The sequence below is a fragment of the Mesorhizobium sp. M7A.F.Ca.CA.002.09.1.1 genome (assembly GCF_003998555.1).
Taxonomy (GTDB): Bacteria; Pseudomonadota; Alphaproteobacteria; order Rhizobiales; family Rhizobiaceae; genus Mesorhizobium; species Mesorhizobium ciceri.
Map to the genome: position 1 here is coordinate 1 of NZ_RZRR01000301.1, position 5739 is coordinate 5739.

Consider the following 5739-nt stretch of genomic DNA (forward strand, 5'->3'; position numbering starts at 1 on the left):
GTTCGACGTCATCGAGCTCAACGAAGCCTTTGCCTCGCAAGGCATCGCCGTGCTGCGCCAGCTCGGCATTGCCGAGGACGCCGAACACGTCAACCCGAATGGCGGCGCCATCGCGCTCGGCCATCCCTTGGGCATGTCGGGCGCCCGCATATCCGGCACGGCGGCGCTGGAGCTTCGCGAGCGCGGCGGCCGGTATGCGCTTGCCACCATGTGCATCGGCGTCGGCCAGGGCATCGCGATCGCGCTGGAACGGGTCTGATCGGCAAGTCTCTCCGGCTAACTTCGAGAATCCGGTGCGGTTAAATTTGACCACGTGGACAAAAGTCCGGACCCGTTCCATAGTTCCTCGTCTGATTTTTAGAACAGCCGGCTCGACACGGCTGTCGAACAGAGGGGAATACAATGGAAAACCGAAAGAACAGATTTCAATCCGCACGCGAAGGGCTTTCGCGACGCAATGTGCTGGAGTTGGGCGCGCTTGGCCTGGCTGCGGCAATGCTGCCGGGCGCTGCCTTCGGCAAGGACAAGAAACTGAAGGTGGCGGCGATCTTCGCCACGCCGATCGAGGAGCCATGGGACAACCAGATCCATGTCGCCCTGCAGAAAGCCGAGAAGGAACTCGGCATCGAATACAAATGGTCGGAGAAGGTGCAGACCGCCGATTTCAGCCGCGTCATGCGCGAATACGCGCAAGGCGGCTACCAGCTGGTGCTGGGTGATGCCTTCGCCGCCGAGCGTGAATCGCGCCGCACCGCCAAGCAGTTCCCGAAGACCGCCTGGCTGTTCGGCTCCGGTGCCGGGCCGGCGGAACCGAATTTTGGCGTGTTCGACAACTGGATCCACGAGCCCGCCTATCTCTCCGGTATGATCGCCGGCAAGATGTCGAAGTCGGGCACGATCGGCGCCGTCGCGGCGATGGGCATTCCGGAAGTGAACCGGCTGGTCAACGCCTTCTTCGCCGGCGCCAAGGAGGTCAACCCGAACATCAAGAAGAAGGTCGCCTTCATCGGCTCTTTCTTCGATCCGCCCAAGGCCAAGGAAGCGGCGGTCGCGCAGATCGACGCCGGTGTCGACGTCATCTATGCCGAGCGCTTCGGTGTCATCGAAGCGGCGGTCGACAAGAAGATCCTTGCCATCTCCAACATGTCCGACCAATCGAGTCTCGGCCCGGATACGGTCATCACCGGCCCGGTCTGGGACATGTATCCGACGGTCGAACAGGCGATCAAGCTGGTCAAGGCCGGCGTCTTCACCGCGCAGGACTATGGCGACTTCTCGCGCATGGCCAAGGGCGGCTCGCATCTGGCGCCTTACCACAAGTTCGACAAGACGCTGCCGGCGGACGTGAAGGAGCTGGTCGAAAAGAAGAAAGCCGAGATACTCGAAGGCAATTTCCGCGTCGACGTGGACGAGAACACGCCGGTTTCGGATTGAGTTCTGGTTTGAGGGGCTGGCGCTAGGCGCCCCCCTCTGCCCTGCCGGACATCTCCCCTCAAGGGGGGAGATTAGCAGTTTCGGCGACGCGCTGTTCTTTCAAGAAAATTGGCGAAAGCCGATATGACATCCAATCTCCCCCTTGAGGGGGAGATGGCCGGCAGGCCAGAGGGGGGTGCAGCGCATTCCTCTCAATCAAAGCTGAATCGCAAAGCCCGTACGTTCAGGAGCCCCCTTGTCCGCCCCCCTCATCGAAATGCGCGGCATCACCAAACACTTCGGCGCCGTCAAGGCGAACGAGGCTGTCGACCTTAGCGTCGCGCCGGGCGAGATCCTCGGGCTGCTGGGCGAGAACGGCGCCGGCAAGACGACGCTGATGAACGTGCTGTTCGGCGCCTATGCGCCCGACGCCGGCGAGATTCTCATCCAGGGCAGGCCGGTGCGGATCACAAGTTCCGCCGATGCGCTAGCCGCCGGCATCGGCATGGTGCACCAGCATTTTCATCTGGCGCCAAGGCTGACGGTGCTGGAGAACCTGCTGATAGGCATTCCCGGCAAGACAGGGCGGATCGACCGCGCCGGCGGGCTGGCGCGGCTGGCCGAGATCGGCCGCCAGCATGGGCTGACGCTTGATCCCGATCTTCCGGTCTCGGCGCTGTCGGTCGGCGAGCAGCAGCGGCTCGAAATCGTCAAGGCACTGTTTCGCGGCGCCAGGCTCTTGATCCTCGACGAGCCGACGGCGGTGCTGGCGCCGAGCGAGGTCGACGGGCTGTTTTCGGCGTTGCGGTCGATGGCGGCGCAAGGGCTCGGCATCATTTTCATTTCGCACAAGCTCAACGAGGTGCGGGCACTGACGCATCGCTGCACAGTGCTGCGGCATGGGCGCGTCGCCGGCCGCGTCGACGATCCCGCCAACACGACATCGTCCGCAATGGCGCAACTGATGTGCGGCCATGAGATCGTGCCGCCGGCGCGGGGACAGTCGACGCCCGGTGCTGCGGTGCTGACCCTCGACGGCATTTCCACCTCGCGTCATTCGGGTACGGCGCTGCGCGACGTGTCGCTTGCCGTGCGTGCAGGCGAGATCCTCGGCATTGCCGGCGTGTCGGGCAATGGCCAGCGCGCGCTGGCGGAGGTCATCTCCGGCGTGCGCGTACCTGACGCCGGCCGGATGACGATCGCCGGCCAGAAAGTCTCACGCTTTTCGCCGCGCGAAGTGCAGGCGCTCGGTCTTGGCCGCATCCCGGAAGACCGTATGACGACGGGGCTGGTTACCAACCTGCCGCTCGCGGATTCGATGGTGTTGCCGCGCATCGGCACCGCCGCGTTCAGCAGCAAGGGCCTGCTCAAGCCGGATACGATCCGCGCCTTCGCGGAAGAGCAGATCAAGGCCTATGATATAAGGTGCCCCGGGCCGATGACCCGCGCGGGAGCGCTGTCCGGCGGCAATCTGCAGAAGGCGCTCTTGGCACGCGAACTGGCCTTCGACCCGAAGGTTCTGATCGTCTCGCAACCGACGCGCGGGCTCGATATCGGCGCGGCGCGTTTCATCCACGAAAAGTTCCTCGACATGCGGGCCAAGGGCTGCGGCATCATCGTCATCGGCGAGGATCTGGAAGAGCTGCTGGTGCTCTGCGATCGCATCGCGGTGATGTATGAGGGCCGCATTGTCGGCACGCTCGACAGCGCCGATGCAACGATCGCACAGCTCGGCCTGATGATGACCGGGGCGGAGGGGCACAGCTGATGTTTCGCCTGGAAGTCCGCACCTCTACGCCGGCCTGGTTCAACCTCGCTTTGCCGCTGCTGGCTATCGGCGCGACGCTTGTCCTGTGCAGTGGCCTGATCGCGCTGGCCGGCGCCGGCGTGCTCGATGCGTATGGCGTGATGTTCACGGCCTCGCTGGGCGACAGCTATGCGATCACCGAAACGATGGTGCGCGCCGCGCCGATGATCTTCACCGGACTGGCGGTGGCGGTCGCCTTCCGGGCAAAATTCTGGAACATCGGCGCCGAGGGTCAATTGCTGGCCGGCGCGGTGGCCAGCTGCTTTGTCGGCGCCATCCCGATGCCGGGACCGCTCGCCATGGTGTTGATGGCGGTCGCAGGCGCTGCGGCCGGGGCCGCGGTCGCGCTGGTGCCGGCGACCCTCAGGGTAAAATTCAAGGTCGACGATGTCGTCAGTTCGCTGCTGCTCAACTCGGTCATCTACTACGCGCTGATGGCGCTGATCGAAGGACCGTGGAAGGACTCCTTCAGCGGCTATCCGATCTCGCCGCCGATAGAGGATTCGGCCAATTTCCCTGTGCTGATCGAAGGTACAAGGCTGCATCTCGGCGTTATCGTGGCGCTGCTGGCGGCACCGCTGATCTGGTTCCTGATCGTGCGCACCACGCTCGGCTTCAGGATAAGGGTCACCGGCGAAAACCCGGAAGCGGCCAGATATGGCGGCATCCATGTCGAGCGCGTGCTGATCTCGACAGCGCTGCTGTCCGGCGCGCTGGCCGGACTGGCCGGCGTCGGCGAGGTCGGCGGCGTGCATTTCCAGGTGATGAGCGACATCTCGCCGGGCTACGGCTATTCCGGCATCGTCGTTGCCATGCTGGCGCGGCTCAACCCGCTTGGCGTCGTGCCGGCGGCGATCTTCCTTGCCGCCGTGATGACCGGCGCCGAGGCGATGTCGCGGGCGACCGGCGTGCCGGCCTTCCTCAGCGATGTCATCCAGGGCACTGCACTGCTCGCCATGCTGGTGGCGCTGCTGTTCACCGCCTATCGCATCCGCCGCGTCGGGGTTGCCCGATGAGCGCGGTGTTCGAACAGATCTTCCAGGTCGGTTTTCTGGCCGCGATCATTCGTATCGCCACGCCGCTGGCTTTTGCAACGCTGGGCGAAATGTTCTCGGAACGGGCCGGCGTGCTCAATCTCGGCATCGAAGGCATCATGCTTTTGTCGGCGATGACAGGCTTCACCGCTGCCAGCCTCAGCGGCAGCCTGTGGCTCGGCGTGCTGGCGGCGGTGCTGACCGGCATGCTGATGGGTGCGCTGCATGCGTTGTTCACGGTGGTGCTCGGCCTCAGCCAGCATGTCTGCGGCATCGGCGTGACGCTGTTCTCGTCGGGCCTTGCCTATTTCCTCTACCGGCTGATCTTCGGCCAGCAGTCTGTGCCGCCCAACATCAATGGTTTTCAGACGCTGCCGATCCCCCTCCTCTCCGACATTCCGGTGCTCGGGCCGGCGGTGTTCAACCAGTTCGCGCTGGTCTACATGGCGATCCTGGCCATTCCGTTGGCCGCTTTCATACTCTACCGCACGCCATGGGGCCTGTCGGTGCGCATGGTCGGTGAAAATCCGCGTGCCGCGGATTCGGCCGGTGTCAGCGTCATCGCCACACGCTTCCAGGCGGTTGTCCTCGGCGGCGCGCTGATGGGGCTGGCCGGCGCCTTCCTGTCGATGGCGCAGTTCAACGCCTTCACCTTCGGCGTCGTCTCCGGGCGCGGCTGGGTGGCGATCGCGCTGGTCGTCTTCGGCCGCTGGGATCCATGGCGCTCGGCGGGTGCGGCACTTCTGTTCGCCTTCGTCGATGCCTTGCAGCTGCGCATGCAGGCGAGCGGGCTCGGACACATCCCCTACGAGGCGTTCCTGATGCTGCCGTTCATCTTCACCATCGTCGCCATGGCTGTGATGTCGCGCAACGCGGTGGCGCCGTCGGCGCTGCTCAAGCCATTTCGCAGGGAGGAGCGTTAGCAAGCAGGGCTTGGTGCCATTTCCTCTCCCTCCGGAGGGGGGAGAGGTGGCGCTGCGAAGCCGCGACGGAGTGGGGGAACCACCCGGCAACCGTCGCGACGGACATTGGAAGGCCACTAGGCGCAAGAATCTTCCTGCACCGCGCCCAAGGGTCGCCCCCACTCCGTCGACCCCCACTCCGTCGAGCTGCGCTCGACACCTCTCACCCGATCGACGGGGGAGAGGAAGGGCGCCAGGCGTCGCCTCACATCGCGGTAAAACCGTTGTCGACGAACAGATGCGTGCCGTTGACGAAGCTCGACTCGTCGCTGGCCAGGTAAAGCGCCGCCCTCGCCACCTCTTCCGGCTCGCCGATGCGGCCCTGCTGCGCGGCCAGCGCTGCGTCCGAGACATCGACGCCGAGCCTGCCGAGGTCGGCAACCTCGCGCAGGCCGTGCGGCGTGCGGATGAAGCCCGGGCAGACGGCGTTGCAGCGGATGTTGCGGTCGCGGAACTCGACGGCGATGGCGCGGGCGAACATGTGGCAAGCGCCCTTGGTGGTGTCGTAGAGCACTTCGTTGGG

5 protein-coding genes and 1 pseudogene are annotated in these 5739 nt (G+C 65.0%); 5 read left to right on the plus strand and 1 reads right to left on the minus strand.

The window, feature by feature from the left end:
- The 5 genes and pseudogenes from EN994_RS15070 to EN994_RS15090 all read left to right on the plus strand — a co-directional run.
- Positions 1-259 (plus strand): annotated as a pseudogene (locus tag EN994_RS15070) (3-oxoadipyl-CoA thiolase); the annotation flags it as partial.
- Between the two features lie 143 nt (positions 260-402).
- On the plus strand, positions 403-1434 hold the full coding sequence (locus EN994_RS15075) for a BMP family protein (protein WP_013528955.1): 1032 nt from the start codon (positions 403-405) through the stop codon (positions 1432-1434).
- A gap of 235 nt (positions 1435-1669) precedes the next feature.
- A complete protein-coding gene (locus EN994_RS15080; protein ID WP_063169489.1) occupies positions 1670-3181 on the plus strand; it encodes an ABC transporter ATP-binding protein in 1512 nt (503 codons plus the stop codon).
- Entirely contained in the window at positions 3181-4236 is a 1056-nt protein-coding gene (locus tag EN994_RS15085) for an ABC transporter permease (protein WP_063169488.1), read from the plus strand. The genes EN994_RS15080 and EN994_RS15085 overlap by 1 nt, the downstream gene beginning before the upstream one ends.
- The gene (locus tag EN994_RS15090; protein WP_063169487.1) at positions 4233-5177 is read left to right on the plus strand and encodes an ABC transporter permease; all 945 of its coding nucleotides are present in this window, start codon (positions 4233-4235) and stop codon (positions 5175-5177) included. The genes EN994_RS15085 and EN994_RS15090 overlap by 4 nt, the downstream gene beginning before the upstream one ends.
- 244 nt (positions 5178-5421) lie before the next feature.
- On the opposite strand, the gene EN994_RS15095 is transcribed toward EN994_RS15090, so the two are convergent.
- The coding region (locus EN994_RS15095; protein WP_127307623.1) for an SDR family oxidoreductase at positions 5422-5739 on the minus strand (318 nt) is incomplete at its 5' end.

Coding starts and splice junctions, on each gene's coding strand:
- EN994_RS15085 (WP_063169488.1), top strand. CDS start 3,181: ATGTTTCGCCTGGAAGTCCGCACCTCTACGCCGGCCTGGTTCAACCTC.
- EN994_RS15075 (WP_013528955.1), top strand. CDS start 403: ATGGAAAACCGAAAGAACAGATTTCAATCCGCACGCGAAGGGCTTTCG.
- EN994_RS15090 (WP_063169487.1), top strand. CDS start 4,233: ATGAGCGCGGTGTTCGAACAGATCTTCCAGGTCGGTTTTCTGGCCGCG.